Genomic DNA, 25620 nt, shown 5'->3' with positions numbered 1-25620 from the left:
AGCGTCGAAGTTCCCGACTAAAAGGCCTGCCATTTGCGTGCGAGCGCAAGTTTTGCGGCCTTTCAGTGTGTCGTGTGGTGGCGTGTCACGAACTATCAACGCCGGTACTGTTGTCAGCCAGTCGTCAGTCTCGAAGCGCACCGAGCATCGCCCGGAGCTGGGCGGGACCACGGGTGAAGAGTCCACGAGGGAGTCGTCGCCTCGCACCCTCCAGGGCGTCGTCGAGCGCGTCGTCGGCAGCGTCGAACACGCCCGTCCCGTGGCCCACGAGGATTCGTTCGGGCCGCCAGCCGGCGAACGCCTCCCGCGGCGGGAAGAACCGGGCGAACAGGAACATCCCGATTCGTTCGTCGCCGACGCAAGATTTCATCGCGGTGCTCAACACGTCCGGGACGTACAGCGTCCGGTCGGCGTCGCGATAGCAGACGGCCTCCTGCCAGCCCGGCAGCGGGTCGACCCGACGGACCACGAAGCCGGAGGACCCCAGTTCGCCGTCGTAGCGTTCGACCGGGGCGTCGACCCGGTCGTCGACACGGTCCATCCACTCGGGGACGAAGACCGACACGTCGTGACGACGGGCGAACACGCCGGCGTCCCGGGCGTGCCAGCTCGAACAGACCGCGACACCAGCGACCTCGCCGAGGTCGGCGTACAGCTGCTCGACTTCGGCGGCGTCGATGGGGTCGAACAGCCACACACGGCCCTCTTCGCCGCGGATCGCGTGACTGGTGCGTTGTCCCTCCTCGTCGGGGTGGGCGAGCCAGCCGACGCCACCGTCGAACTCGTCGACGACCGCGTAGTCGGTCGCGTGCCGTCGGTCGTACACAGGCATATCGTGTGGGTTGACAGGTTCGGTGGAAGTAGCTTGTGTGTCTGTGCTCCGGGGTCGGTTCGGTGGTGGGTCGGTTCGATGGCGAGTTGCGACAGGCTGGTCACTCGCGCTGGTGGCGACGACCGCCACCGCCCCCACTCCCTCCCCAGCCGCCTCCAGTGCTCGTTCCGTGGTTCGAGAGAGCAAGGTTCGTCATCACGAAACGGCTCTGTCGTTTCGAACGACTTCGCTCCACTGTGCGCTTCGTCCCTCGCGCGACACTGGCTCGCGGCTTTCAGCACGCTCTCCAGCGCGCGCCACGCCGGGTACTCGACCACCGGCCCCAACCGCCAGCACTTATACTCGTTCGCCCGGCAGGGAGGGGTATGCACGTCATCGTCCACGGAGGCGCGGGCGCGAGCCCGGACGACCCGGAGACACGACAGGGAGTCCTCGACGAGGCCGCAGCGGCCGGTTCGGACGCAGAGACGCCGCTCGACGCGGTCGAGGAGGCGATTCACGTCCTCGAATCGTCGCCGCGGTTCAACGCGGGGTTCGGCGGAGCAATCCAGTCAGACGGCGTCGTCAGGACCGACGCGGGCGTCATGACCGACGACCGCGAGACGGGCGCGGCCTGCTCGATGCCGGGCGTCGAACACGCGGTCAGCGTGGCGCGGGTGGTCATGGAGGAGACGCCGCACATCTGCGTCTCCGCCGAGCACGCGGTCGCGCTGGCCGAGGACTTCGGCGTCGAGACCGACGTCGACCTCCTGAGTGACCGGACCCGGGAGCGCTGGGCCGAGGAAGACGTTCCGGAGGGTGGCCCGAAAGAACACCTCGCGTACCTCCATGAGCGGTTCGGAGTGACGGACCCCGATGGCAATCCTGCGGCGATGGACCACGACACCGACGAGGAAACCTCGTCGAGCAGTGAACCGCTGGATCACGACACAGTGGGCGCGGTCGCCTTCGATGGCGACTCCTTCGCTGCTGCGACCTCCACGGGCGGACGCTGGCTCGCACTCGCCGGACGGGTCGGGGACGTCCCACAGGTCGGCAACGGCTTCTACTGCGCTCCCGCGGGCGGTGCCTCGGCCACTGGTGCAGGCGAGGACATCGCCCGGGTGACGCTCTCCCGGCGCGCGGTCCGCCACCTCGAATCGGGACACTCCGCACAGGAGGCGGCCGACCTCGCCATCGCGGAGTTCGGCGAGCTCACCGGCTCGAACGCGGGCATCATCGTCCTCGACCGGGACGGGAACGCGGGAAGCGCGTTCAACTCGGACGCGATGCAGACTGCCATCTCGCGCTGAACACTACGAACCGCCCTCTTCCGCGCGCCCGATGCTCGGGGGCCGAACGTCGACCCGGGTCCCGCCTCAGCGTCCACGTCGACCTCCCCCGGACCGGGTGTCTCTGTGCCTGATAGTTTTTCCCCCGACACGACGTAGTACGAGTGTGGAATCGGTTCTCCCGTTACTGTCACTGGTGACCTACGTCGCCGTCGTCGTCGCCGCGGCCCCAGCGGTCGCGCTGGCGTTCCTCCTCGGGCGCTGGGTCCCGTTCGAACAGGGGTTGGCCCTCGTGGTCGGTGTGCCCGTCCTGGTCAGTGTACTCGGTGTGCTGGTTCTGGGTGGTCCCGTCGCGGCCATGGTTGTCGCAGCCACCGCGCTCGTCGTGGTGGCGGGACCGCTCGTCGTCGGGGTCGCGGTCGTTTCGACACGTGCCGATGGGGACACCACGCTGGCTCTCCGACGCGTCGCGTTGGCCTGGCCAGCGGCGTTGTTCGCGAGTGTAGCCGTCTTCTTTTCCCCCGGGGGTGTGACCCGGTACAACGTCACCTTCCTCGACGGCCTCGTCAGCCTGCTTGCACTCGGTTTCGTCGTCGCCATCGTCGTGCTCGGCCCCGGACTCATCGGGGCGTTATCGCTGAGGCGTGGCACCAGATAGCACGAAATATTCGACATATGTCGTACTCTATATTTATTGTCGTCGAATACCTCAGTTCTACTATGCTCGAGCAGACCCAGCACGGCGACACACGTCGCTGTCCCGAGTGCGAGGTAGAGACCGTGAACGTCCAGGGTGTCGACGCCTGTCCGCAGTGTGCGTGGGTAGACGACGACTGATTCGTTATCGCTCGTCGGGGAGATTCGGTGGCCAGACGTTCTGGTCCGGGTCCTGAACCGCCGACCGTGCCTGTCCCATCAACCGTTCCTGCATGTTGACGACCGGCCCCCCGTCCGGCGGGTGACGCTGGTCGTACGTGCCGTCGTGGTTCATCTCCCAGCACTTGCGATTGTCGGCCTGGTTCAACTCGAGGATAGACCACAGTTCCTCCTGTAACTCGGGGTTCTCGACCGGCGTGACCGCCTCGATACGATTGTCGAGGTTCCGTGTCATCCAGTCCGCCGACCCGATGTAGAAACCGGGGTCGTCGTTCTCGAAGTACCAGATACGGGAATGTTCGAGGAACCGGCCGACGACGCTGTACACGTCGACGTTCTCGCTCACGCCGTCGAGCCCCGGGCGGAGCCGACAGATGTCCCGCACGAACAGGTCGATGTCGACGCCTGCGATGGACGCCTCGTACAGCTCTTCGACGATACCGGGGTCTTCCAGCCGGTTCATCTTCGCGACGATGCGGCCCTCGCCACCGTCGCGGGCCACTTGCGCCTCGTGGCGAATCATCTCCTCGAACTCCCGGCGCATGTTGCCCGGCGCGATGAGCAGGTCGCGGTACTGGTCGTGCATCGAGTGTCCCGTAAAGAAGTTAAAGAGTTTCACGAGGTCCTGGCCGATGTCCTTGTTGGCGGTCAACAGGCCGATGTCGACGTACGTCTTGGCGGTCTCGGAGTGGTAGTTGCCGGTGCCGACGTGGGAGTACAGTTCCACGTCGTCGCCTTCCTCGCGGACCACCAGCGTCGTCTTCGTGTGGGTCTTGTACCCGGGCGTCCCGTAGGCGACGTGGATACCCTCCTCTTCGAGTTTCTTCACCCAGCGGAGGTTGTTCTCCTCGTCGAAGCGTGCTTTCAACTCGACCATCACCGCGACCTGCTTGCCGTTGCGGGCCGCTTCGATGAGGCTCTGGATGACGTTCGAGTCCCTCGAGGTGCGGTAGATAGCTGCCTTGATGGCTAACACGTTGGGGTCGTGGGCTGCATCGTCGATGAACCGGTGGACCGTCTTCGAGAACGAGTGATAGGGGTGGTGGACCAGCATGTCCCGGTTCTGGATGGTCTCGAAGATGTCCCGGTCCTCGTCTTTCATCTGGGACTCCAGCAGGCGCGGGTGCGCCTGTGGCGTCCACGAGTCGAGTTTGAGGTCCGGGCGGTCGAGGTCGGTCAACCCCATCAGGTCGCGGTAGTCGAGCGGCCCCTGCCGCTCGAATATCTCGCGTTCGGTGACGTCCAGGTGTTCCTTCAGCAGTTCGCGGACCCGCTCCGGCGTGTCCTCCTCCAGTTCGAGGCGCACGACAGTGGCGAACCGGCGTTCCCTGAGGACCTCCTCTATCATGTCGATGAGGTCTTCTGCGACCTCCTCGTTCCGCCGGACTTCGGCGTTCCGGGTCACCCGGAACATCGAGTGGTCGAGGATCTCGACGTCGGGGAACAGCAGGTCGAGGTTGGCCGCGATGATGCCCTCCAGCGGGACGTACGTGTGACTGTCGTCGACCTGGACGAGCCGAGGTCGATTCCCTGGAATCTTGATGCGCGAGAACTTCGGCTCGGCGTCCGGGGTCTTCCGGGTCAACACTGCCAGCGAGAGCGACAGGTTCGAGATGAACGGGAACGGGTGTGCCGGGTCGAACGTCAGCGGTGTCAGCGTCGGGAGTATCGACCGCTCGAAGTACTCCCGCAGGTTCTGCTGTTCGTGCGTTTCGAGGTCGTCGTGGTCGACGATGTAGATACCCTGGTCCGCGAGCGCGGGTTTGACCGCTTCGCGGTAGCAACGGGCCTGGCGTTCGAACATCGGCCCCGTCACCTGCATGATCTCCTCCCACTGTTCTTCTGGCGTGCGGCCGTCGGGCGTGGTGTCGGTCACGTCGACCGCCATCTGTTGTTTCAGCCCTCCGACGCGTTTCATGAAGAACTCGTCGAGGTTCGAGGTGAAGATGGAGAGGAACTTGACGCGTTCGAGCAGCGGGTTCCGTTCGTCGATCGCCTCGTGGAGGACGCGGCGCTGGAAGGCGAGTTCGCTGAGTTCGCGGTTGAGGTAGTACTGTGGGTCGTCGAGGTCGTAGTCGTGGTCCTCGACGGCTTCCGCCGGGGCGGTTTCTTCAGACATCAGTCACTACGCTGTCTTGGGCTTCGGCGGAGTAACGATTTTCGACGATTTGCGGCCTTTCCCGTCGCGGTCGAGCGGGACGGTGACGAACTCGTCCGCCCAGTAGTCGTACGCGGTCAGTTCGCCGCCGTAGACGCAGCCGGTGTCGAGGCCGACGGCGTACTCGCGGTGGACCGGCTCTGCGAGCACGGTGTGCCCGAAGAACACTTTCGGGGTCTCGTCGTGCCGTTCGAACCAGAACGGGCGGTCGTAGCTCCCATCGGGGGCGAGCGAGCGCATGTTCTGGACGTCGTCGACGCTGTGGTCCGCCAGCGGCTTTCGCGGGTCGATGCCGCCGTGGACGACGAGCGCCTCGTCGAACGAGAGCGCGACCGGCATCGAGGCGATGTACTCCATGTCGACCGCACTCAGTTCGTCGAGTTCTTTCTCCCCGCGGAGCAGTTTCTCCTCGTTGTTGCCGCGGACAGAGAGCATGTTGGGCGACTCACGGACCAGCTGGACGACGCCGCGGCTGTTCGGGCCCTTGCGGACGAGGTCGCCGACGAAGACGACGAGGTCGTCCGCACTCGGGTCGATTCGCTGCAGGAGACGCTGCAGCGCATCGAAGCAGCCGTGGACGTCGCCGACGACGTAGATGTCGTCCCAGTCGTCCGCGTCGACGGTTCGATGCCAGGCGGCCTCTGTGTCGCCAAAGGATGGTTCTGGTGCGCTCATCGTGGTATCTTACGTGAAACAGGCCGTCACCGACATAAACAGTTTCTAAGATATCTATATATCAGAACATACGCCAATTCTTCCCACGGCCGGCGAGCGCAACCTCTTTTTCCACGGTGGGCAAACCACGTGCCATGAGCGAGACCGAGGTCGACCTGGACGCAGAGAAGTACGAGAAACACCGCGAGGCCGGTCGTATCCTCGCCGAAGTCCGCGACGAGGCCGCGGAGATGGTCGAGGTGGGCACGAAACACATAGCGGTCGCGGAGTGGGCCGAAGAGCGCATCCGCGAACTCGGCGGCCAGCCCGCGTTCCCGGTGAACATCTCCATCGACGAGGAAGCAGCCCACGCGACGCCGAGCATCGACGACGACTCCGTCTTCGGCGAGGACATGGTCAATCTCGACATCGGCGTCTGCATCGACGGCTGGCTGGCCGACACCGCCGTCACCGTCGACCTCTCTGGCAACCCGGAACTCGCCGAGGCGTCCGAGGAGGCGCTGGATGCGGCCCTGGACGTGGTCGAGGCCGGCGTCGACACCGGCACCATCGGTGCCGAAATCGAGGACGTCATCAAGGGCTACGGGTTCAACCCGGTCGTGAACCTCTCCGGGCACGGGCTGGGCCACTGGGAGCAGCACACCGACCCGAACATCCCGAACCGCGCCGTCTCGCAGGGGACGACTCTGGAGGTCGGTGACGTGGTCGCCATCGAGCCGTTCGCCACCGACGGGAGCGGGAAGGTCTCGGAGGGTTCTGACGAAGAGATCTTCGCGCTCGAACGGGAAGCGTCAGTTCGCGACCGGAACGCCCGGCAGGCGCTCGAACAGATAACCGAGGAGTTCAAGACACTCCCGTTCGCGACCCGCTGGCTCGACATCGCCCGCCCGGAGATGGCCCTGCGTCGGCTGAAGATGAACAACATCGTCCACGGGTACCCTGTGCTGAAAGAGGACGACGGCAGGCTCGTCAGTCAGAAAGAACACACCGTCATCGTCACGGAAGACGGCTGTGAAGTGACCACCCGGTCACGGTAACCGCGTCCACCCGAAAACGTCCATCCCCGAAGTACCTTTCCCTGTTCGTGTGTCGGTTCGTGTCGAACCCTGCTGGAGCCCCGCTCAGGCGTTGTTCATACGCTGGCTCGCGCGTTCCCCGCACCGCTGGCACTCCGTCACCCGGTAGGGTTCGCGCGAGAACTGCGCGTTCTCCTTCTTCGTGCTCTCGGTCACGAGCTGGACAGACACGCTGTGCAGCGTGTCCGTTCCGCAGCTGTCGCAGTGTTCGGTCCGCCCGTCGATTGAGTTGTCAGTCGTCGCCATCCACTCTCCCAGATGGAGGATACCAGCATAAAAAGAACCGACCGTTTAATCGGTTAAACATAGTATTTACAAGCACCATTGGTTATTTTCAATGATATGGCGATTTCAGCAGTTTCGAAACGTCTATTTGGTGAATGAGGGGTCCTTGTAACCGGGATATTCCCTCTTGAAACCGGGATAGGGGTGCTTTCGTATATGATATCCGAGCACTTCGGTGACGTGGGATTGAAAGCATCAGCGGCCAGAATACCGGTATGGAGCAGGTGTTCGCACCGTGGCGAATCGAATGGGTGGAACGTGACGACAAGAACGAGGACACCGAGGGCTGTGTGTTCTGTGAACTCCCGGTGCGTGACGCCGACCGGGAGCATCGCATCGTCGCGCGGAACGACCACGCGTTCGTCATGCTCAACAACTACCCGTACAACCCCGGGCACACGATGGTCATCCCGCACGAGCACACGGGTGACTACGGCGACCTCGACGACGACACGTTGCTCGGTCACGCCCGACTGAAACAGCGCACCTTCGACGCGCTCGAAACCGCCATGGGGCCGAACGGGTTCAACGCGGGCTTGAACCTGGGTGGCGGTGCCGCTGGGGGGTCCATCGACGACCACCTGCACACGCACGTCGTCCCACGGTGGAACGGCGACACGAACTTCATGCCTGTCGTCTCGGACACGAAGGTCATCGTCGAGGCGCTGGACGACACCTACGACCGGGTTCACGAGGCGTTCGCGGCACAGGAGGGTGCGACGGTCGCCGACCCGGACACTGCAGTCCAGTTCTGACTTCGGGGACCCAGGCGCTGGCCGTCGCTCGCCCCCGCAAAACAGCAACTCGATTTAGGCAAACCGAAAAATTATTTTCCAGATGACAAGTGTTATGTTCCCGGGCGAGTGAGATTCGACTGTACACGATGGCGCTCCTCGAGAATCTGGTCCTGGTGTTCGTCGCGGGTCTCATCACTGCGCTCGCGACGGGGCTGGGTGCGTTGCCGTTTTTCATCATCGACGACATCAGCGACCGATGGAACGTGGTGCTGTGGGGAGTCGCATCCGGTATCATGGTCTCCGCGTCCGTGTTCGGACTCATCTTCGAAGGGGCGGCCGCTGGCACCCTCCCGGCGGTCGGCATCGGGATGCTCGCGGGAGTCGTCCTGGTCGTCGTCGCCCACGAGGTCATCGAAGACTACGAGCCCGACCCCGGTGCGTACGCCGAGGCGGACTTCAAGAAGCTCCTGCTCATCCTCGGCATCCTCACCGTCCACTCGTTCCCCGAGGGTGTCGCCGTCGGCGTCTCCTTCGCCGAGTTGAACCTCCCTGGCCTCCAGGACGGCATCTCGTTCCTCGGTTTCGGCGTCCCGGTCGTCGCCGTGTTCATCACGGTCGCCATCGCCATCCACAACGTCCCCGAGGGCGTGGCCATCTCCATCCCGCTGCGTGCGATGAACGTCAGCGAACCGAAGATGGTCTGGTGGGCCGTCTTCTCCAGCCTCCCACAGCCCATCGGCGCGGTCATCGCGTTCGCGTTCGTCCGCTACGCGCGGGAGTTCCTCCCCTACGGCTACGGGTTCGCCGCGGGCGCGATGATATTCCTCGTCGCGACCGAGTTCATCCCCGAGGCCCTGGAACTCGGTGAACACGTCGACGGCGGTGGCCGACTGGAACTCGTCTCCGGCGTCGCGCTGGGCTTCGCCGTGATGGTCCCGCTCGCGTTCATCTGACGACAGTACACGACAGGTCCTTTTACCCCCCGTTCGTATCCCGACCACGAATGGCACGCGGCAGCACCGTCAGGCGAGTTGGAGCCGTCATCGTCGCCGCGAACGTCCTGCTCGCGGCGGTGAAAGGCGTCGTCTACTGGCAGACGGGCAGCCTCGCCGTCGGGTCCGAAGCGGTCAACAGTCTCGCGGACTCGGCGTACAGCCTCATCGTCTTCTTCGGCCTGTACCTCACCACCCAGCCGCCGGACTTCGAACATCCTCACGGGCACGAACGCATCGAACCGTTCGTCTCCCTGTTCGTCGCCGTCGGCGTGTTCGGTGCGGGTGGCTTCGTCCTCTGGCAATCCGTTACGACGCTGCTTGCCGGCGACTTCGTGGTCCGCTACTCCACCTCGGCGGTGGCCGTCCTCGTCGCGTCCGGCGTGGTGAAACTCGGGCTCTACCGCTACTGCCTTCAGAAAGGTGACGACTACAACTCGCCCGCGCTGGTCGCGACGGCCCTCGACAACCGGAACGACGTGCTCACGGCCGGTGCAGCACTGGTCGGGGTCGTCGGGTCGGGCGTGGGATTCCCGGTCCTCGACCCGCTCGCGGCCGGTGTCGTCTCGCTGGCCATCCTCTGGACCGGCGTCGAAATCGTCCGCGACAACGTCAACTACCTCGTCGGCGGCGCGCCACCGGACGACCTCCGGGCCGAAATCGTCTCGCGGGCACTGGCACATCCGGAGGTCCACGGCGTCCACGACGTGGTCGCCCACTACGTCGGCCCGGAGATAGACGTCTCGTTGCACATCGAGGTCGAGGGCGACCACACCCTGTTCGAGGCCCACGACATCGAGTCGGCAGTCGTCCAGGCGATCCGTGACATCGAGGAAGTCGACGACGTGTTCGTCCACGTCGACCCCAAGGAGCTGGGCGAGTGGAAAGACGACTGGGCGACCGAGCAGCTGTTGGGGAAGTCGGATGGGGAGTGATACAATACTGGTAGGGTACACCTTTGTATAGCATGCAGTAGTGGGGTGGCATATGTCCGAGCGCAGTTCTCGGGTTATGCCCGAAGCCTTCGACGACCTCGAACAGGGAATCATCCTGCACGACCCTGAGACCGGAGAGATACTCGATGTCAATCAGGGTCTGGTCGACCTCTACCGGTACTCGGCCGACGAATTCCGCTCGATGGACGTCGGGGACTTCACCGCGGATTCGTTCGACTACACCCAGGCAGAGGCGGAACACCGAATTCGACGGGCGGCCGCAGGCGAAGAGCAGTCCTTCAAGTGGTACGTCAGGGTCGCAACCGGCGAGTTGCTGTGGGTCAACGTCACCCTCCGCCGGACGACCATCGAGGGCAGCGACCTCGTGCTGGCGGTCGTCCGTGACATCACCGAGTACAAAGAGCGTGAACGCCGCCTCCGCATCCTCTATCGCGTGCTTCGGCACAACCTGCGCAACGAGATGACTATCGTCCTCGGATACGCCGACCAGCTCGTCGACGCGGTCGACCGCGACGAACTCGAACGAAAGGCAGAGATAATCCACGACACTGCGGAGACGGTCGCCGATTTGAGTGACTCGGTCGAGGAACTGCAGGCGATCGCGGGTCGTGACGCCACGGACCGGGGGCCGGTCGACCTCGGTGCGTTGCTCGCCGACCTCGTCGACGACTTCCAGACGGTGCATCCCGACGCTGTCTTCGATGTCTCGCCAGCAGACACCGTCGTCGTCGGGGACGAGGGCCTCCGGAACGCCATCGAGAACGTGGTCGACAACGCCGTCGTCCACAACGACCAGCCGTCGCCCCACGTGAAAATCAGTGTCGAGGAGGACTACGCTCCGAACCAGGTTCGGCTCGTGGTGGCCGACGATGGGCCGGGAATCCCACAGGTCGAACTCGACGTACTCTCGGAACAGAAGGACATCACCAGCCTCCAGCACGGCTCGGGTCTCGGGTTGTGGGTCGCGAAGTGGTGTGTCGAATCACTGGGTGGTCAGCTGGTCATCGAGGAGAACGAGGCGCGGGGGAGCTCGGTCGGGCTGGTCCTGCCCCAGTGGCAGGTGTCTGACTGACCGTGCCCGGGTTCAGACCGGCGTCCCGAACGCGTACACCGTGTTCTGACTGGGAACTCCTCGATACTACCCGCGATCAGATACGTTCTCGTCTCCTTCGGTCCGCTCACGTCGTGTTGGAAACTTCCTAACGTCAGGGTACCGTGCTCACGATTCGGAAGCTCACACGCACCACGAAATTTCGTTACGGGAATTAACTTGGTGGTGTCTCGGTTCCCCCTGATTAGCGCGACTACTTGCCCGAGGCGGACCTAGTGATATGTGCAAAGAGAGGGAAATCGAATGAAACCGAAAAGTGCTAGCCGAAGGAGATTCTTGCGGTATTGCACTGCAGGAATTGTCAACTTTCACATAGTCGCAACTGTGGCGGCCGACACCGGAACGCGGGAGGTGTCGAATCAACCACGAAACTGGGGCCAGCAAGGTCGAGGACGTGGCGGGGGTCGTACGTTCGGACGCGGCCAGTACAGTCAGTGTTTCAGGGACAGGAGAGGCGACTTGTGGTGTCGGATCGACGAGTACGGTGGCTCCGGCGACGACTCCTACGACCCCGATACGGAAGACATGGACCAGGATACGCTTCCGGACTCGAGAGACAACTGTCCGGCAGAGTGGGGTCTCCGCAGTAACGGAGGCTGCCCACAACCGAGCTTCGGTGACTCCGACGGAGACACAGTGCCGGACTCTAGGGATGTCTGTAAATACCAGCCCGGAAATCCAGCAAAAGCGGGCTGTCCGGTCGTCAAGGCACCTGATGGAACCTATTACAGTTCACCCCGTCGTAGTCGCAGTGGGCAGAGAGGGAGAACTAGCCGGTCCCGATAATCGGCAGTGGGGCGATTTTCTGTTTTCGTCACTGGAGCAGTCGAGTTCTGTCCCGAGTCAGTAGTGAGTGGCACAGTCGCAGAGAGGGACGACAGGACCGGGGTTATACAGGCTCACCGAACGCGTACACCGTGTTCTGTCCCGTCACTTCGAGGTCCACGAAGTCGCCGGGTTCGAGGCCGTACTCGGAGGCGTTCTGGACGATTATCTGTCGGTAGGCGGCGTCGCGACACTTCACCGAGTCGGCGGTCCCTTCCTCGACGACCAGTACGTCCTCCATCGTCTGCCCGACCATCGCCTCGTATGCCTCACCGACGACGTGCATCTTCAGTTCGGACATCTCCTTCGACCGTTCCTTCTTCAGGGTGCCGCCGAGGCCCTTCATGTCGGCGGCATCGGTGCCGGGGCGCTTCGAGAAGCGAGTGACGTTTATCTTCTCGGGGCGGGTCTCGCGCAGGAGGGCGAGGCTCTGGGCGTGGTCCTCGTCGGTCTCGGTGGGGAAGCCGACGATGAAGTCCGTGCTCAGCGTCCAGTAGTCGAGCGCGTCGTCGAACGCCTCGACCACTTCGACGTACTCCGAGACCTGGTGCTGGCGGCGCATGTCGCCCAGCACGTCGTTCGAGCCGGACTGGACCGGCGCGTGCAGGAAGTTGTACAGTTCGTCGTGCTTCGCGAACACGGCGGCGAGTTCGTCGCGGATGCCGTGGACACCCTTCGGGTTCGCCATGCCCACGCGCACGCGGAAGTCACCCGCTATCTCCGAGCAGATGCGGTCGAGCAGCACGTGGAGCTTGCGTTCGCCCTGTTCCCAGCCGTAGACGCCGGTGTCCTGCCCGGTGATACGTATCTCCTTTGCGCCCGCGTGGACGAGCGCGCGAGCCTTCTCGACGTTCTCCTCGACGGGCGGACTGTCGATCTTTCCGGTGGCGTGCTTCGTGATGCAGTACGAGCAGTCGCTCATACAGCCACGGGCGATGGGGAGGATGCCGACGACCCCATCCAGGACGGGCTCGACGCCGGGGCCGGGGGTCGGGCACTCGCCGTTGGTCACGGCCTGCGGGACGTCGTCCCAGTGGAGAATCTGGGCGTCGATGTCCTCGTTCGCGAACTCCTCACCCTGTGCGAGCGCCATACAGCCAGTGATGATGAGGTCGGCGGTCTCGGCTTCGAGTTCTTTGGCCCGGCGGAGCATGTTGCGCTCCGTCTTCTCGACGACGGTACAGCTGTTCATGATGGCGACGTCGGCGGCTCCGGGGCCGTCCACGCGGTAGTGGCCGGCGTCCCGGAGCGCCGACTCGATCTGCCGGCTCTCCCCGCGGTTGGAGGTACAGCCGTACGTTTCGATGTGATACCGGGCCATGCTATCGGTCTTTGCCGGTGCGCGGGCAAAAGCGCCACGAAAGCGCGTCGGTGAGACGTGTCTGTGCGGTCTGGAACTCGTATAATCAGTGTGGCACTTGTTCACGATACGAGTGCTCCGCCGCGGCAACTCAGCCGAGATCTCCGCGTCCGTGGCGTGATTCGCCCGTCTCCGCCGGACTCCGCCACACACGTAATTACCGAGTATATATAATTCCGATGCCACTTGAAACGGGGGAATTATAAGGTTGGCTAGAAGATACCCGCCTGAATGCGTTCGAAGAAACAGACAGCGCTCGTTCTCGCTGTCACCGCACTGCTCCTCGGGAGCGCCGTCGGCAGTGTGATGACGGTGGGAGCGTCCCCCGCTGGTGAGGCCTCGGCTGCGAACGTCGGGGCACTCACCCAAGACGATTCCCTCGAACCGGCAGACGAAATCTACGTGAAAGAGAACGGTGACGCCGTTCTCGTCTACGACACCGGTGGGCAGTCCTCCACGACCGGGCACTACGGTGTCGACCTCTCACAGGGACTGATGCACGTCCTCGTCGAGGACCAGACGCCGACCCAGTCCAACGTGACTGGTGAGGGGTCGTTCGTCCTGCAGCCGGAGTCGATGTCCGGTGACGGCTCGTTCCAGATGCCGACGCCCGATGCCGTCCAGGACCTCACCTTCGATGCCTCGGTCACGCAGACCGCGGACGACGCGACGGCGTCGGCCACCTTCGACGGGACCTTCTCCAGTCAGTCCGGGTCGCTCGGCCAGAGCGCGTCCATGCTGGAATCCGTCTCCACCGAAGGGACGATGACCACCACTGCGAACAGCTTCACGACGAGCGGGTCGGTCGACGTCGCGTTCGAGCAGAAACCCAGCACGCTCGCGAACCAGCACCACGAGTTCACGTTCCGTGAGACCGACGGTGGCTACACCGTGACCGCCACCCAGAACTACGAGGTCGGCCAGTACGTCGCTGACAGCTGGAGCACGCGCGCGAAGGCGAAACAACAGCTCCAGTCGCAGTTCGGTACCCTCACCCGCCAGCTCGGTGGGGAGGTCTCGGTCACCGTCGACTCGTACTCGTTCGACTCCGCGAACAATCGCCTGGACATCTCGTACACGGTCCAGCTGAACGGCGTCGACGAGGCACTCTCGAGCCAGCTCGCGCAGGTCATCGCCTCCTCCCAGCAACTCGACCTCTCCCAGAGTGAGGCCGAGGAGCTGGCCCAGCGTATCCAGAAGCTCGAAGTGACGAAAGTGTCCGCGACGGTCGACGTCACCGACACCAACGCGAAGGCGTCCTGGGACGTCCAGCTCGACGAGTACGACGAACCGGTGAAGGCGATGCTCGACCTCGCCGCCGCCTCCGAGATGCAAGACGAAGAGGCCATCGAGCAGGCTCGCGCCGCGTTCGAGGCACAGCAGGCGGCCGACTTCCAGCAGACGGTCACCTGGAGCGGCAGCCTGTCCACGCCTGACGAACAGACCGTCCGCGTCCAGTTCGACGGGAACTACGAGACGGAGAACTGGGGCGCGTACGTCTCCGAAATCGAGTCGCGGACCGACCAGTCGCTCGGCTCGATGACCGCCGAAGTTCACGCCGAGACGAACGACGGCGAACTCGAGACGACGATGTCCGCCGAGCTGAAACAGCAGGACTTCCTCGACAGTGCCATCGACGGTATCGTCCAGTCGGCACAGGGGTCCCAGATGGACCCGCAGGCCAGACGGATGCTGGAGGCGTTCAAGCGCTCGGGCTTCGAGAAGGCCAAGATGGACGTCTCGATGGACGAGGGAACCGTCTCGCTCGAGGCCGGTGCCTCGTTCGACAACCTCTCGGCGTTCGAGGACCTGATGGAAGAGCAGTACGGCGACATCAACGTCGTGAGCGCCTACGGGAACGCTGGCAGCGACGGGAAGACCTACGTCCGCCTGAAGGGCGCGGTGTCCGAGGGTGCGAGTGAGTCCGACGTCCGGTCGCTCGCGGTGGTGGACAGCGAGACGACCGTCCACATGCCCGGCGACTGGAACCCCGACGAGAAGTCGTTCCCCGAGATGGACCACGACGAGGTCCGGAACTACATCGGTGTGAACGAGGGCAACGGCGGTATACTCGGTAGCATGCCCGGCTTCGGTGTCGGCACTGCAATCGTCGCCGTCCTCGGTCTGAGCCTCGTCGCGCTTCGGGTGCGCGACTAGCCACCGCACCGACCACCGCGAACTGTCCTCCACCCGTTTGGCGTCGATACGCGTCGGTTCGATTGCCGCCAAGAAACAACGCCATAATTTTTCTGCCACGTTCCCGTCGGTAGAGAGAAACGTCGATTCTCGAACACTCGGTTAGGTCGGCTTAGTCTCCGTGTTTGTTTCTACAGACTCACCTGATTGGAGACTCCCAAATAGTGTCAGATTATACGAGAGTCTTATCGAACCGAGCGCCCAAGGGTACTCGTAATGCCTTCCAATACCAGGACAGCACTCGTCGTCGCTGTCACACTCATGCTCGTCACGAGCGCGGGCGTCGCGGGGGCGGCGTTCGGGACCGCGACGAGCGCAGACATGGACGAATCGTCGGTCGAGGCGGCCGACGAGATATTCGTGTTCGAGAACGGGGACGCAATCCTCGTCTATCGCGGTGAACACGAGGAATCGACCGCGTCCGGACACGCCGCACTGGACGTTACGAACGGCCTCGCGGCCATCTTCTTGACCGACAGCATCGACCCCGAGGCGAGCGGTCAGGGGACGGTCGTACTCACTCCTGACATGGTGGACGCGAATGGCGCACTCGCGATTCCGACGCCCGAGTCCATCGAAGACCTGACGTTCGACGTCAGCACGTCGACCAACGAGACGGCCAGCACTGGCTCGCTCTCGGTCGACGCGACCTTCAAACAGGCTGCAGAGACGACCGACGACACGTCCGAGACGACCGAGACGGCGCCCGAAACCATGAACGAGGTGCCCGAGTCGCTGACCGAGGACGTATCCACGACGTCACCCGACGAAATCGTGGCGACCGAGGGTGTCATCACCATCGGGTCTTCGCTCACGAGCCAGGGGTACGTGTTCGTGGGCTCGCTCCCAGAGTCGACGGCGGACGAGACGAACACGGCGGACGCTGAGGTGTCCGCCGAATCCGACACCGCCGCCGAATCCGACTCCACCGCAAAAACTGTCGAGGGCGAGTTCTTCCAGATTTCGCTGACCGAGGAGGACGACAGTTTCGTCCTCACTGGCTACCAGTCTACCGTCGTCGACGAGTTCACGGCGGATAGCTGGAAGACCAGCGAGGCGGCCGAGCAAACGTTACTCGACACGTTCAGCACTATCGCTGAGAACCTCGAAGGTGAGGCGACCGTCACGGTCGACGAGCACGAGTTCGACGCAGAGACCGGTCGGCTCACTGTCTCCTACACCGTCACGTTCGATGGCATCCAGGCAGCCCTGTCCGAGAAGCTCGCAGACGCCATGGCCGCCAAGCAGGACATCGAACTCACCGAGGAACAACGTGCACAGATCGCCGAGCGCATCAGCGCCGTGAAACTGACCGACATGACGGTCCTCTTCGAGAAGACCGACACGGCGACCGCGTTCGCCTGGAACGTCCAGCTCGACGAGCTCGACGAACTCATGACCGCGAACATCGAAATCGCGGCTCTCGCCGGCGAGGACGACGCGCTCATCGAGACGGCCAGAGCGAAACTCGAGGCCAAGCAGGCGGCCGACCTGACGATGACCGTCGACTGGGGTGCCCTGGTTTCGAACGCCGAAGCCGACGAGCAGATGACCAGACTCCAGCTCGTGATGAACGTCGACCACGAGAACTGGGAGTCGTTCGTGTCCGAACTCGACACCCGTGGTATCGACGTCGGGACGTCCAGCGTGGAGATACACGCCGGGACCGAAGACGGCGTCCTCTCGACCGACGTCGCCGTGACGGTGAGCCAGAGTGACCTCGTCGACATGGCGATGCAACAGCTCCTCGAACAGAGCGCCGACAGTGCGGACGACGGTATGGACCCGCACACGGCCAAGATCGTCGAGGCCCTCGAGCAGGGTGAGTTCGAGAAGGCCAAGCTGGACGTGAACATGCAAGAGGGAACTGTCACCATCCAGGCAGCCGCGAAGTTCGCGAATCTGGAGGCGCTCGGTGAACTCATCGACGAGGAGTTCGATGGACTCCACGTCGAGCAGCTCTACACCAGGGCCGACGCCGGTGAGACCACCACCTACGTCAAGGTGAGCGGCGCGACGATGGCGAACCCGACCATCGACGAGGTGCAACAGCTTACCGAAGTCGGTGCAGAAACCGTCGTCCACATGCCGACCGAGTGGGACCCCGAGACCACCACCTTCCCCGAGATGGACGCGACCGAGATCGGCGCGTACCTCGAACTCAGTGAGGAGGAAGAACAGGCCGAAGAGGAGCCGGTGGCTGGTGAAGAGCCGATTGCAGAAGAGGAGCCGGTGGCTGGTGAAGAGCCGATTGCTGAAGAGGAGCCGGTGGCTGGTGAAGAGCCGATTGCAGAAGAGGAGCCGGTGGCTGGTGAAGAGCCGATTGCAGAAGAGGAGCCGGTGGCCGGTGAGGAGAAACCGATGGCGGACGACGAACCGATAGCGGGTGAAGAGAAAGAGCCCGAACCTATCGCGGCGGGCGTCTCGGGCCTCGGAGTGGTCGCACTCCTCGGTGCGGCGCTCCTGGCTCGCAGACACCGGTTCTGAGTACGGGACGAATTCCTTCGACCCGCCCGTTTTTTCGGCTTTACTCGACGTTCTCGACGTAATCCTCGACGATAGCGACGCCACTCGACGCGCCGATTCGGACAGCCCCGGCGTCGAACATCGCCTTCGCGTCGGCCCACGACCCGACGCCGCCGCTCGCCTTGACGGGGAGGTACTCGCTCATGAGTTCGACGTCGTCGACCTCGGCACCGCCGTCGGCGAACCCGGTCGAGGTCTTCACCATGTCGGCGTCGGCTTCCGCCGCGGCCGCGCAGGCGGCGTGTTTCTCCTCGTCGGTGAGCAGGGCCGTCTCGATGATGACCTTCACCGGGATGGGGACCGCGGCGACGAGGTCTGCGAGTTCCGCCTGGACAGTCTCGGTGTCACCCGCCTTGAGCCGGCCGACGTTGATGACCACGTCCAGTTCGTCCGCCCCATCGTCCCACGCCTGGACTCCCTCTTCGCGCTTTATCCGGGGAACGTGTTGCCCGTGAGGGAAGCCGACGACGGTCGCCAACGTCACGTCGGGTGCGTACTCGGCGGCTTCGGCGACGTAACACGGCGGGATACAGGCGTTCATGCCGTACTCGGCGGCGGCGTCGAGGACGTCCCGAACGTCGTCGAGGGTGGTCTCCGGTCCGAGGACGGTGTGGTCGATGCTCGCGGCGAGTTCCTGACGGTTCATGGCCCGGTGTTGTCGCGCCGGGATAAAATACGGCGTGTTCTCGGGCGGCGCGGGGGCGTGGGCACTGTCGGGCACTTTTTGTTCGCTCCGGATAGAGGTGTAGGTATGAGTTCCCCCACCGTCCACCCCGACGTGGCCGAGACGGCCGACGACATCGCGACCATGGAGATTCGCGGGGCGGCGACCATCGCCGACGCCGCCGCGGGTGCGCTCGCGACACAGGCCGAAGAGAGCGACGCGGACACGCCGGAGGCACTCCGTGCGGAACTGCGAGAGGCCGCGAGAGTCCTCTACGAGACCCGGCCGACCGCGGTCAGCCTGCCCAACGCCCTCCGGTTCGTGATGGCGGACGTGAAGGGGGAGACCGTCGCGGACCTCCGCCAGTCCGTGCTCGACAGCGCGTCGTCGTTCCAGCGTGACCTCGACCAGGCCCAGGACAGACTGGGCGAAATCGGAGCGAACCGCCTTCGAGACGGCGACACAGTGATGACGCACTGTCACTCGACCGACGCCCTCTCGTGCGTGAAAGCCGCCCTCGACCAGGGCAAGCACATCGAGGCCATCGTCAAGGAGACCCGCCCCCGCAACCAGGGGCACATCACCGCCGCCCAGCTCCGCGAGTGGGGCGTACCGGTCACGCTCGTCGTCGACAGCGCGGCGCGGCGCTACCTCAACGACGTGGACCACGTTCTCGTGGGTGCAGACTCCATCGCCGCGGACGGGAGCGTCATCAACAAGATCGGCACGTCCGGACTGGCGGTGAATGCCCGCGACCGCGGGACGCCCGTCATGGTCGCCGCCCAGACGCTCAAACTCCACCCGGACACCCTGACCGGACACACCGTCGAGATAGAGATGCGCGACGAGACGGAGGTCATCTCCGACGAGGAGCGTGCCGAGATACAGGGCGACCCGGACGGCTTCGACGTGGTGAACCCGGCGTTCGACGTGACCCCGCCACGGTTCGTCGACGCCATCGTCACCGAACGGGGACAGTTTCCGCCCGAGAGCATCGTCGTGTTGATGCGCGAACTATTCGGCTCTGAGACCAATCGGCCCTGGGAGGCCCAGTAGGCTCGCAGTACCGGAACCTTCTTTCTGTTCGCCCTCACGATATCGGACATGTTACCTGTAGGGGCAGAACTCCCCCCACTCGTCTATCTCGTCCCACTGGTGCTTGCGTTCCTCGGGGTGGCCGCGTTGACCTGGGTCGTCCACCCACCGGTCACCGACTGGACGGCGATCGGGTTCGCCCCGTGGATGATGACTGGAGCGGTCCTCCACGTCCTCTACCAGCTCGATGCCTACCCCGAAGCTATCGCACCCCTGTTCGGCACGATAACGGTCTACGTCACGGTCGCGACCTTCACCGGCCTCGTCTGGATACTGATGACGTTCCTGGCGGCCATCCGGAACAACTTCCACGTCGACCGCGCCGTCGGCACGGCGGGGACCGGTTTCGCGGTCATGTTTCTCATCTTCGCCGTCCTCCTCTCGCTCAACGCGGGCGAGTTCACCCCGTTCTGGTCGGTCATCGGGGGCGTCGTCGCAGGCATCGTCGCGGCAGTCGCCTGGCTGTTGTTCAGCCTGAAGTACACTGAAGTCGCGGCCCACGTCGGCAAGACCGGCGCGTTCGTGGTCTTCGCCCACGCCCTCGACGGCATCACGACGGCAATCGGCTACGACGTGCTCGGGAGCAGCGAACGCGTCGCGCTCTCGCGGTACGTGCTCGAAGCCGGTGCACGCCTCCCGACCGCCGAGTTCATCGGTGCCGGCTGGCTGTTCGTCGTGGTGAAGGTCGTCCTCGCGCTCGTCATCGTGGTCGCGTTCAAGGAGTTCGTCGACGAGGAGCCACGGCAGGCTCGCCTCTTGCTCACGTTCGTGGCCGCAGTCGGGTTCGGCCCCGGCGTCCACAACCTCGTGCTGTTCGCGGTCTCCGGTCAGGGAACGGTCTCGGGGCTGCCCTTCATGTCGGTGCTGCCGGTGGTGCTCTGAGATGGTGCGCGTGCTCACCGCGGGCCACGTCAACTGGGACGTGACCCTCCGCGTGGACCGGCTCCCCGAACCGGACGGCGAATCCCGCATCGACTCCCAGCACGCCTCGGGCGGCGGGAGCGCCGCCAACGTCGCGGTCGCGCTCTCGCAACTCGACGTGGAGACCGAGTTGCTCGGGAGCGTCGGCGACGACGAACACGGCCTGCTCGCCCGTCGCGAACTGGAGGCTGCGACCGTCGACCTCGATTCGCTCCTCGTCGTCGACGACGCGGAGACCACGGTCAAGTACCTCCTCGTCGACCAGAACGGCGAGGTCGCCGTACTCGGCAACGACGGCGCGAACGAGGAAGTCACGCCCGCCGACGTCGACCCCGACGCGGTCCGGGCCGCCGACCACGTCCACCTCACCAGCCAGCGGCCGGACACCGCGGCCCACATCGCCGAGGTCGCCGCCGAGGCGGACGTCACGGTGAGTTTCGACCCGGGCCGCCGTCTCGCCGACCGCGACTTCTCGGCCGCCCTCGCGGCGTCGGACATCGTCTTCCTCAACGACAGGGAGGCGAAGACCGTCCTGGAGAACGAGTACACCGAGTCCGCGTTCGCGGACCGCACGCTCGTCATCAAGCGCGGTTCCGAGGGTGCGGTCGTCCACACCCCTGACGCGAGCTACGACCACCCCGGCTTCGGCATCGACCCGGTCGACACCACCGGCGCGGGCGACGCCTTCGCCGCCGGCTTCCTCTCGGCGTTACTGACGACCGACGACTACGAGCGGGCGCTGGAGCGTGGCAACGCCTGCGGGGCCATCACGGCCGCACAAGAGGGGGCGCGGGCTGCTCCGACGACCGGGGAGGTCGAGGCGTTCCTGGACGAGCAGTTCTGACGGTGGCTCACCTCGTGTTCGAGTTCCACCACCCCTCCACGTCGAAGTACTTGATGAGGGAGGTGGCGACGAACACGGCAATCACGAAGAGCGCACTGAACTGTATGGCAGACACGAGCGTCACCGATTCGCGACGACCCACCGCTGGGAGACCAACCAGGCCATAGTAGTGGATGACGGTGGCCAACATCCAGATGAACAGTGCCCTCACCACGGCTACCCGGAGGTCCCGGTCTTCGGGAGTTGGCATAGAACCTGTAGATTTGTGACCATGAAGACGGTTCCGGCCGGGATCGCGGCGACAGGTCCCCCGACCAGATGACTTTTCTCGCCGTCACCCAACGATTCTCGCATGTCCGCGGTCGATACGTTGCTCGTCTGTACGCTGGCCGGTCTCGTCGGCGCGCTCGCGATGGACCTCCCGATGGTCCTCATGCCGGAAGGGTTCACGCCCGCCTACGTCGCCGCCGCGAAGCTCACCCGCCAGCCCATCGACGAGGTGTCACAGGTCACAGCGCAGGTCGTCCACCACGCGACAGGCGTCCTCGGCGGGGTCGGCCTCGGTGTCGGCGTGGTCGTCCTCGAACCCCGGCTGGGGCTCTGGTCGACGGTCATCCTCACCACGACCGTGCTGACCGTCTTCATCATCAATTTCTTCGGCTTTCTGGTGCTGCCGCGAGCGGGGTTCGATGCGGACCGGCGCGAGGCAGTGTTCCAGCAGTGGCTGTTCTCCGCCGTGGTGTACGGCGTGGTCGTCGCCGCGGTGGTGTTGCTCTTGCTGCCGGAGTGAGACGGGTCGCCGAGAGAACGGTCCTTTTTTGCTGTGCTTGCGCGAATCCGCGCACATGACGCAACCGCATCTCCTCGTGGACGAGGGCGACGTGAACGACATCGCGCTGATTCCGGGCGACCCCGGTCGCGTCGACCGCATCGCCGGCCACTGTGACGACAGTGAGGTCGTCGCCGAGAACCGCGAGTACAAGGTCGTCAACGCCACCTACGAGGGCGTCGACCTGACCATCTGTTCGACCGGTATCGGCTGTCCCTCCGCCGCCATCGCCGTCGAGGAGCTCTCGAACGTCGGCGTGGAGACGTTCATCCGCGTCGGCACGACCGGTGCGCTGCAGGAGGACGTCGAGATCGGCGACATGATCGTCGCGACCGGCGCGGCCAAGAACGAGGGCACCTCGAAGCGCTACGAGGCCGTCGAGTACCCTGCAGTCCCGGACTTCGACGTGATGAACGCACTCGTCGCCGGTGCCGAGGCCAACGACGAGGACATCCACGTCGGTCCCATCGCTTCGGACGACGCCTACTACGCCGAGACCGACGAGTACGTGACAGACTGGAACGACGCGGGCATCCTGAGCGTCGAGATGGAGGCCGCGACCGTGTTCACGCTCGCCCGCCGCAAGGGCCTCGCCGCGGGTGCTATCTGTACCGTCGACGGGAACCTCGTGCTCGGCACCCAGAAGGGGACCGACACCGAGGACGACGAACTGCCGGAGAAGGCGAAGAACAACGTCGGCCGTGCCATCGACATCTCGCTGGAAGCGGTCCGCGAACTGGCTGAATAGACGAGTTTCGGTGTTTCTGTTCTGGGGGCGTTCTCGTTTGTCCGCTGTCCAGTGGTCCTGAGAACCGAGTCTACTGGTTCTGGTGGTGGTGACGACGGGTCTCTGACTCGCGCTGGTGGCAACGGAGACCCCCTGCGGTCATCGCCACCAGCGCGAGTGGACTGCCCGGTCTCACGAACACCACTCACAGAGACGCCACCTGCCGAAAATCACGCACCCGCCCCCCGATTCACGCGTACCCGCCCCCCGACTCACGCGTCCAGGTCCGTGTACGCCCCGAGTTTCATCGACCAGTCGTACTCGGAGTACGCCAGTTTCGGGTTGGCGTCGGCTGGTACCACGTCGTACCGCCGTAAGAACGCCAGAATCCCCGATTTCCCGCCGAAGTCGCCGCGGTACCACGAGAACAGTCTGGGGACCCGAACCACGTTCGCCTCCCGGTCGTAGTCGCACTCTGTGCCCAGATACGACCCGGTCGCTACCGCCAACTCGTCGTCGATGGCTGCGGCGGTGTACGCCGCCACTGGCGGACAGGAGGCGGCCCCGCAGTTCAGCGCGAAGTGGATGCGGGGGTCGAGTTCGTCGACGCGGTGCATGCGTTCGAACGACCCGGCCCACAGGCGTGAGACGTACCCGAGCCCCCACGTGGTCTTCGACCGCCGGAGGATGCCGTGTTCGACGTCGTCGAGACTCAGTTCGTGGCCGGCGACGGTCACGAGGTCGTCGGTGAAGATGGGGCGGGTCGGCAGGATGGCGCGTGTCTCCCACAGCGAGGGGTCCTCCCGGAGCAAGGTCTGTGCGAAGCCGTTGTAGACGTTCAGCCAGAACGCCCGCTTCGCGTCGTCGTCGGCCACGCGCTGGCGCAGGACCCGGCGGTCCAGCGTCGCCAGTCGGCGGCGGTACTCGGCTGCATCGTCGCCTCTCTTGACGGCACGCAGGAACGAACCGCTGAGTTCGACCGGGTCCGGGACCTCTCGGGTACTCATGCGGAGTCCTAGCGACCCGACCCGGATAAACCGCAGGCAACCAGGGGGTAACCGGAAGAAACCTCGTTTCGTCGCGGGAACGGGACGACCCGGGAGCGAACCGAACGAACCGCTTTACTGGGTGGCGAGGGAACCGGTGGACGTGTTCGAGGACCTGCGGGCGCGCTATCATTCCATCGTCAGCCGTCTTCGCCGTGCCGAACGGCGCGAGTGGCGGGAGTTTCGACGGTGGGTCGAGGACACCAGCAACCTCGTCCACCTGTCGGTGCTCGTGTTCGTCCCGTTGCTCATCGCCGCCGTGACGGCCATCGCCAACGCCGAGGACCTGCTTCCGTTCGTGTTGTTCCCGCCACTCGCCTCCGGGACGTACTCGCTGTTCGCCGACCCGGAAGGGAAGTACTCCTCGCCGGTGACGTTCGTCGGCGGCCTCACGGCGGGGGCGCTCTGTGGCACGACGGCCATCTTCGTCGCGGTCCACACCAGCCTGCGGAATCCGCTCGTGAGCGACGTGTTCTACATCTCGCCCGTGACGGCGGCCATCGCGGTCTTCCTGACGGGAGCGGTGACGTGGGGGCTCACCGTCGAGCAGCCATCGGCGTTCTCGACCGCGTTGCTCGCGCTCATCGCCCCGGTGTTCACCGACACGAATCACATCTGGACGTTCCTGCTCCAGTACGCCGGGTCGGTGTTCGTCGCGTCGGGCATCGTCGCCAGCACGTTCTACCTGTGGAAGCGCAACTTCTACCAGCAGCGTGCCCGGTACCTCTACCAGACCACGAAAGGAGACGACCACGTGCTGGTCCCGGTCCGCGGCGAGACCGCCGAGGAGACGGCGATGTTCGCGGGCCGCATCGCCGGGGCGCACGATGCCGGCAAGGTGGTCCTGCTCGACATCGTGAGCGACGAGGAGATCGCCTCCGCTGCCGACGCCATCTTGCAGCGCGACGCGGCGGCACCGGTCGCCACTGCCCCCGGGACCGACTACGGCGATTCGACGGTCGAGAGCGAAGCCGAAGAACAGGTCGCCGGACAGGCAGCGATGCGACTCGAACGGCTCGCCGGACGCATCCGGACGAAGCTTGGGGTTCCCTGCGAGGTCGTCGTCGCGTCCGAGATGGGGAGTCCCGCGACAGTCACGCTTCGAACCGCCCGTGAGGTGAACTGCGACCTCGTCGTCACGCCCTACGAGGAGGAACACGGCAGTCTCTCCCCGTTCGTCAAACAACTGTTCGACGACCCACTGGACGTCATCGCGTTCCGGTCGTGTTCGGGGCGGACCCGCTGGCGACGGGCGCTGGTGGCGGTCGCCCGTGCGGGACAGAACGCCCACGCGATGCTCGACTTCGCCCAGCGGGTCACCGGTCGTGCCGGCGAGTTGAGTGTCTGTACCTGTATCGACCACGAGAGCCAGCGCCGCACGGCCGAGTCGATGCTGTTGGACCTCGTCGACCCGTTCGACGCGACGTTCGAGACGCGCGTCTCGAACTCCTCGATTCGACGGTTCCTCACGGCGAACGCGCCCCAGTACGACCTCGTCGTCGTCGGCGCGAGCACCGACCGGACTGCGGCCTCACGGTTCATCGCGCCGCCGACGTTCGAGAAGATACGCGACATCGACTGCGACGTGGCCATCGTCCACCGCGGGGCGTGACAGGCG

23 protein-coding genes are annotated in these 25620 nt (G+C 64.7%); 15 read left to right on the top strand and 8 right to left on the bottom strand.

The window, feature by feature from the left end:
• Nucleotides 1-124: 124 nt before the first annotated feature.
• On the bottom strand, nucleotides 125-832 hold the full coding sequence (locus tag ACSC1R_RS01970) for a hypothetical protein (protein WP_439027393.1): 708 nt from the start codon (nucleotides 830-832) through the stop codon (nucleotides 125-127).
• A gap of 365 nt (nucleotides 833-1197) precedes the next feature.
• Between ACSC1R_RS01970 and ACSC1R_RS01965 the strand changes: the two genes are divergently transcribed.
• Both ACSC1R_RS01965 and ACSC1R_RS01960 read left to right on the top strand, forming a co-directional pair.
• Nucleotides 1198-2124 carry an isoaspartyl peptidase/L-asparaginase gene (locus ACSC1R_RS01965; RefSeq protein ID WP_439027392.1) on the top strand — a complete coding sequence of 309 codons (927 nt, stop codon included), beginning with the start codon at nucleotides 1198-1200 and terminating at the stop codon, nucleotides 2122-2124.
• A gap of 145 nt (nucleotides 2125-2269) precedes the next feature.
• Nucleotides 2270-2761 (top strand): hypothetical protein, encoded by a 492-nt coding sequence (locus ACSC1R_RS01960; RefSeq protein WP_439027391.1) that lies wholly within the window; start codon nucleotides 2270-2272, stop codon nucleotides 2759-2761.
• Nucleotides 2762-2944: 183 nt separating this feature from the next.
• On the opposite strand, the gene ppk1 is transcribed toward ACSC1R_RS01960, so the two are convergent.
• Both ppk1 and ACSC1R_RS01950 read right to left on the bottom strand, forming a co-directional pair.
• Nucleotides 2945-5098 carry a polyphosphate kinase 1 gene (ppk1, locus tag ACSC1R_RS01955; RefSeq protein WP_439027390.1) on the bottom strand — a complete coding sequence of 718 codons (2154 nt, stop codon included), beginning with the start codon at nucleotides 5096-5098 and terminating at the stop codon, nucleotides 2945-2947.
• Between the two features lie 6 nt (nucleotides 5099-5104).
• On the bottom strand, nucleotides 5105-5812 hold the full coding sequence (locus ACSC1R_RS01950) for a metallophosphoesterase family protein (RefSeq protein ID WP_439027389.1): 708 nt from the start codon (nucleotides 5810-5812) through the stop codon (nucleotides 5105-5107).
• Nucleotides 5813-5946: 134 nt separating this feature from the next.
• Between ACSC1R_RS01950 and map the strand changes: the two genes are divergently transcribed.
• Complete coding sequence (map, locus tag ACSC1R_RS01945; RefSeq protein ID WP_439027388.1) at nucleotides 5947-6849, top strand: type II methionyl aminopeptidase; 903 nt, start codon at nucleotides 5947-5949, stop codon at nucleotides 6847-6849.
• An 84-nt stretch (nucleotides 6850-6933) separates the two neighbouring features.
• Here map and ACSC1R_RS01940 read toward each other — a convergent pair whose 3' ends face one another.
• Nucleotides 6934-7134, bottom strand: coding sequence for a DUF7835 family putative zinc beta-ribbon protein (locus ACSC1R_RS01940; protein ID WP_439027387.1), 201 nt, complete (start codon nucleotides 7132-7134; stop codon nucleotides 6934-6936).
• A 254-nt stretch (nucleotides 7135-7388) separates the two neighbouring features.
• Between ACSC1R_RS01940 and ACSC1R_RS01935 the strand changes: the two genes are divergently transcribed.
• The 4 genes from ACSC1R_RS01935 (at nucleotide 7389) to ACSC1R_RS01920 (ending at nucleotide 10930) form a co-directional block, all read left to right on the top strand.
• Nucleotides 7389-7928 carry an HIT family protein gene (locus ACSC1R_RS01935; RefSeq protein ID WP_439027386.1) on the top strand — a complete coding sequence of 180 codons (540 nt, stop codon included), beginning with the start codon at nucleotides 7389-7391 and terminating at the stop codon, nucleotides 7926-7928.
• Nucleotides 7929-8056: 128 nt separating this feature from the next.
• Nucleotides 8057-8863, top strand: a complete 807-nt coding sequence (locus tag ACSC1R_RS01930) for a ZIP family metal transporter (protein WP_439027385.1) — start codon at nucleotides 8057-8059, stop codon at nucleotides 8861-8863.
• Nucleotides 8864-8913: 50 nt separating this feature from the next.
• Complete coding sequence (locus ACSC1R_RS01925; RefSeq protein WP_439027384.1) at nucleotides 8914-9837, top strand: cation diffusion facilitator family transporter; 924 nt, start codon at nucleotides 8914-8916, stop codon at nucleotides 9835-9837.
• A gap of 52 nt (nucleotides 9838-9889) precedes the next feature.
• Nucleotides 9890-10930, top strand: coding sequence for an ATP-binding protein (locus ACSC1R_RS01920; RefSeq protein ID WP_439027383.1), 1041 nt, complete (start codon nucleotides 9890-9892; stop codon nucleotides 10928-10930).
• 928 nt (nucleotides 10931-11858) lie between these two features.
• On the opposite strand, the gene ACSC1R_RS01915 is transcribed toward ACSC1R_RS01920, so the two are convergent.
• Nucleotides 11859-13115 (bottom strand): tRNA (N(6)-L-threonylcarbamoyladenosine(37)-C(2))-methylthiotransferase, encoded by a 1257-nt coding sequence (locus ACSC1R_RS01915; RefSeq protein ID WP_439027382.1) that lies wholly within the window; start codon nucleotides 13113-13115, stop codon nucleotides 11859-11861.
• Nucleotides 13116-13385: 270 nt separating this feature from the next.
• Between ACSC1R_RS01915 and ACSC1R_RS01910 the strand changes: the two genes are divergently transcribed.
• The gene (locus ACSC1R_RS01910; RefSeq protein ID WP_439027381.1) at nucleotides 13386-15311 is read left to right on the top strand and encodes a hypothetical protein; all 1926 of its coding nucleotides are present in this window, start codon (nucleotides 13386-13388) and stop codon (nucleotides 15309-15311) included.
• 255 nt (nucleotides 15312-15566) lie between these two features.
• Nucleotides 15567-17837 carry a hypothetical protein gene (locus ACSC1R_RS01905; protein WP_439027380.1) on the top strand — a complete coding sequence of 757 codons (2271 nt, stop codon included), beginning with the start codon at nucleotides 15567-15569 and terminating at the stop codon, nucleotides 17835-17837.
• 40 nt (nucleotides 17838-17877) lie between these two features.
• Here the strand turns inward: ACSC1R_RS01905 and deoC are convergent, their stop codons facing one another.
• Nucleotides 17878-18522 carry a deoxyribose-phosphate aldolase gene (gene deoC, locus ACSC1R_RS01900; protein ID WP_439027379.1) on the bottom strand — a complete coding sequence of 215 codons (645 nt, stop codon included), beginning with the start codon at nucleotides 18520-18522 and terminating at the stop codon, nucleotides 17878-17880.
• A 105-nt stretch (nucleotides 18523-18627) separates the two neighbouring features.
• Between deoC and ACSC1R_RS01895 the strand changes: the two genes are divergently transcribed.
• The 3 genes from ACSC1R_RS01895 to ACSC1R_RS01885 are packed head-to-tail and all read left to right on the top strand — an operon-like array spanning nucleotide 18628 to nucleotide 21400.
• Nucleotides 18628-19596: a ribose 1,5-bisphosphate isomerase gene (locus ACSC1R_RS01895; RefSeq protein ID WP_439027378.1), complete on the top strand. Its 969-nt coding sequence runs from the start codon at nucleotides 18628-18630 to the stop codon at nucleotides 19594-19596.
• Nucleotides 19597-19644: 48 nt separating this feature from the next.
• Entirely contained in the window at nucleotides 19645-20517 is an 873-nt protein-coding gene (locus ACSC1R_RS01890; protein WP_439027377.1) for a DUF63 family protein, read from the top strand.
• 1 nt (nucleotide 20518) lies between these two features.
• Nucleotides 20519-21400 carry a carbohydrate kinase family protein gene (locus ACSC1R_RS01885; protein ID WP_439027376.1) on the top strand — a complete coding sequence of 294 codons (882 nt, stop codon included), beginning with the start codon at nucleotides 20519-20521 and terminating at the stop codon, nucleotides 21398-21400.
• Between the two features lie 7 nt (nucleotides 21401-21407).
• Here ACSC1R_RS01885 and ACSC1R_RS01880 read toward each other — a convergent pair whose 3' ends face one another.
• Nucleotides 21408-21650, bottom strand: a complete 243-nt coding sequence (locus ACSC1R_RS01880; protein ID WP_439027375.1) for a hypothetical protein — start codon at nucleotides 21648-21650, stop codon at nucleotides 21408-21410.
• Between the two features lie 102 nt (nucleotides 21651-21752).
• On the opposite strand from ACSC1R_RS01880, the gene ACSC1R_RS01875 reads away from it, so the two are divergent.
• Together ACSC1R_RS01875 and ACSC1R_RS01870 are read left to right on the top strand one after the other, a co-directional pair.
• Complete coding sequence (locus ACSC1R_RS01875; RefSeq protein WP_439027374.1) at nucleotides 21753-22190, top strand: hypothetical protein; 438 nt, start codon at nucleotides 21753-21755, stop codon at nucleotides 22188-22190.
• Nucleotides 22191-22245: 55 nt separating this feature from the next.
• A complete protein-coding gene (locus ACSC1R_RS01870; protein WP_439027373.1) occupies nucleotides 22246-22977 on the top strand; it encodes a nucleoside phosphorylase in 732 nt (243 codons plus the stop codon).
• A 251-nt stretch (nucleotides 22978-23228) separates the two neighbouring features.
• On the opposite strand, the gene ACSC1R_RS01865 is transcribed toward ACSC1R_RS01870, so the two are convergent.
• Nucleotides 23229-23963, bottom strand: a complete 735-nt coding sequence (locus tag ACSC1R_RS01865; RefSeq protein WP_439027372.1) for a DUF547 domain-containing protein — start codon at nucleotides 23961-23963, stop codon at nucleotides 23229-23231.
• 142 nt (nucleotides 23964-24105) lie between these two features.
• On the opposite strand from ACSC1R_RS01865, the gene ACSC1R_RS01860 reads away from it, so the two are divergent.
• Entirely contained in the window at nucleotides 24106-25614 is a 1509-nt protein-coding gene (locus ACSC1R_RS01860; RefSeq protein WP_439027371.1) for an HPP family protein, read from the top strand.
• The last annotated feature ends 6 nt before the right edge of the window (nucleotides 25615-25620 follow it).

Origin of the sequence: Haloarchaeobius ordinarius (assembly GCF_051801355.1) — an archaeon.
Taxonomy (GTDB): Archaea; Halobacteriota; Halobacteria; order Halobacteriales; family Natrialbaceae; genus Haloarchaeobius.
The sequence above is the reverse complement of the archived record's forward strand: the minus strand, read 5'-3'. Positions and strand labels throughout refer to the sequence as shown.